We start from the raw sequence: 2,337 nt of genomic DNA, 5'->3' as shown, positions 1-2,337 counted from the left end.
TCGAGCCGTCGCTGCAAACGATGCTTGGGGGTGCTGTTCAACTGCGTCAAGCGATCCAGCACGAAGCTCACGTCCTGCACGAGCAGGCTGATGTCCGATTTGATCCAGCTGTCTTCCCAACGTTCTCGTAGCGGCAGCTGCCGGGCGTTTGCGGGTTGCACCATCCATTGATTGCCGTCGTTCTTATACGTGGTGCCGTCGGGGAAGCGTTCGATTTCGTTCGCTCCCGGATGACCGATGGCGACGACGATGTAGCCGTGGCTGGCCAGGAATTCGGTTTGGAAAGTGGCGCTGAAATGGGGATGCAGGCCGCCGTGGTTATAGATCAGCACTGGGAAACGCTGCGGGGCTTTTGCCACCGGCGCATCGAGTGCGGAGCGGGTTTGAACGTGAGCTCGTTCGTGGACCCAATGGTCCTTTCCGTAGAGCTGAGGACTGATTGCGTATGGCGCGAGGCGCGCCTGCTTCGATGGCGCTGCTGGATACCAGACTTGCACCATGACCTTGCGCCGGTCGCTCGGATCGGAGGTGCTTGGATCGTCGCGGGCTGCGTCGATCCAGAGCTCTTCGAAGGTTCCCGTGTCGAATGCGCCTCGCGGCTCGCCGGCCCAGGGCCCCGGCGAGGCCAACAGCCCAATGACTAAATACGAAGCAGCGAATGACCCCACAGTTGCCTCCTGACCGACGCAGCGTCGGCTCTTGCAACAATAGTGTGGTCAGCGGCGCCATTCGCCGCAGCGGCCTCAGCGCTCGTTCTTGTACACCCGGCCCTCTTTCATCACGAACGACACGTTCTTCTCATTGCCCACGCGTTCAATGTTCGTCAGCGGATTGCTGGCCATGGCAATCAAATCGGCAACCTTGCCGGCTTCGATAGTGCCCAAACTATCGCCTCTTCCCAGCTTCTTGGCAGCGCTGGTAGTCGCACTACGCAACACCCCGTCGGCGGGGATGCCAACCGACGCCAGCAAAGCGAACTCTTCGTACACGCGTTCCGGCCCGAACATGCCCAGGTCGGAGCCGAACACAATCTCGACCCCAGCCCGATAAGCATCACCGGCACTCTTGGCGGTCCTCTCGTAGAACTGCGACCCGGCGGCTTCGTCATAAACTTTGGTAGCAAGCAAGGTCGGCGTATACGCCGTACCGTGCTGCTTCATCAACGCGATGGCAGCGTCATCCAACGGACCATGCTCAATCGTGTCAGCGCCAGCGGCAATCACCATATGCAAGTACGCAGGTGTGCCAACGACATGCGCAGCGACAGTGCGATTGAGCTGATGGGCCATATCGATGATGGCCTTGATCTCCGGTTCCGACTCCACCATTGAAATCTTCGGATCCATATAGGCCAGTCCAGACTGACGCAGCTTGATCACGTCAGCACCGCGCCTCACCTCTTCGCGAACCACGCGGATGCAATCATCCACGCCGCTGCAATTGCCTCGATTGCTCACGTATTGCTCGAGATCCGTCCGCACTCTGAAATTAGGCGCATCGTAGTCACCGCCAGCAATGCTAATTTGCGGCTCGATACCGAGGATGCGCGGGCCGGCGACGATGCCCTTGTTGATGGCATCGCGCAGATCGTAAACGCTGCCTGACGGATCGCCGAGGCTGCGAATGGTGGTGAAGCCGCTCATCAACAGCGAGTTCACGGTCGGCAGCATACTCAGCACCCGTTCGGCGGGCCGGCTCATATAGGCCATGACCATTTGCGGCCCGAGCGCCGCCTTCGTATCCAAGACTGTCGTGATATGCGAGTGCATGTCGATCAACCCTGGCATCACCCAGGCATTCTTCAGATCGATCACGTCATCGCCGGCCACGAAGCCAGGGCGAACAGCCACGATCTTGCCGTTCTCGATCACGACGGATTGCTTGTCCAGCACCGGCTTGCCCGGCTCGACGATCAGATGACCGGCATGAATGACAGTAGTGCCGCCTTCCTTCTTGGCCGCGTACGCAGCAGAAAACGCCACCATGCCGAGCACCAACACACCGAACGAACGAGTAAAGAGACCACTCACGAGAGCCTCCGGAACCAAGAGTTTCAGAACGAGAAGCGAGCGCTACAGGCGATAAGCCAGCGTCAAGCCCACAGTGCGTGGCCTGGTCAGATAGCGGGCGACCTGGTCTCCGAGCTCCATCTGGGTCGTCACGCCGTGCTCGTTGGAGATGTTGTTGACGAACAGCGTGACATCCAGCTTGTCGAAGCGAACCGCAAGACGCGCGTCGAGTAGATGAAAGTCGCCTTGTTGCAGCGGTTGGCCCAGCACGCCGCTCGGCGCCTCGGAGATGTATCGATGACTGAGCAGCAACGAAGGTTCGAATGCG

General features: G+C 59.6%; 2 protein-coding genes and 1 pseudogene. All 3 read right to left on the bottom strand.

All coding sequences use genetic code 11. The annotated features are described in order from the left end of the window. A pseudogene (locus JNL55_RS08235) lies at window positions 1-668 on the bottom strand (hypothetical protein); the annotation flags it as partial. Between the two features lie 75 nt (window positions 669-743). Beyond that, a complete protein-coding gene (locus JNL55_RS08230) occupies window positions 744-2,030 on the bottom strand; it encodes an amidohydrolase family protein (RefSeq protein ID WP_293851833.1) in 1,287 nt (428 codons plus the stop codon). 42 nt (window positions 2,031-2,072) lie between these two features. Further along, the coding region (locus JNL55_RS08225; RefSeq protein ID WP_293851830.1) for a TonB-dependent receptor at window positions 2,073-2,337 on the bottom strand (265 nt) is incomplete at its 5' end.

Origin of the sequence: Steroidobacter sp., assembly GCF_016790065.1 — a bacterium.
GTDB lineage: Bacteria > Pseudomonadota > Gammaproteobacteria > Steroidobacterales > Steroidobacteraceae > Steroidobacter.
This window is presented reverse-complemented; position numbering and strand designations above follow the sequence as displayed.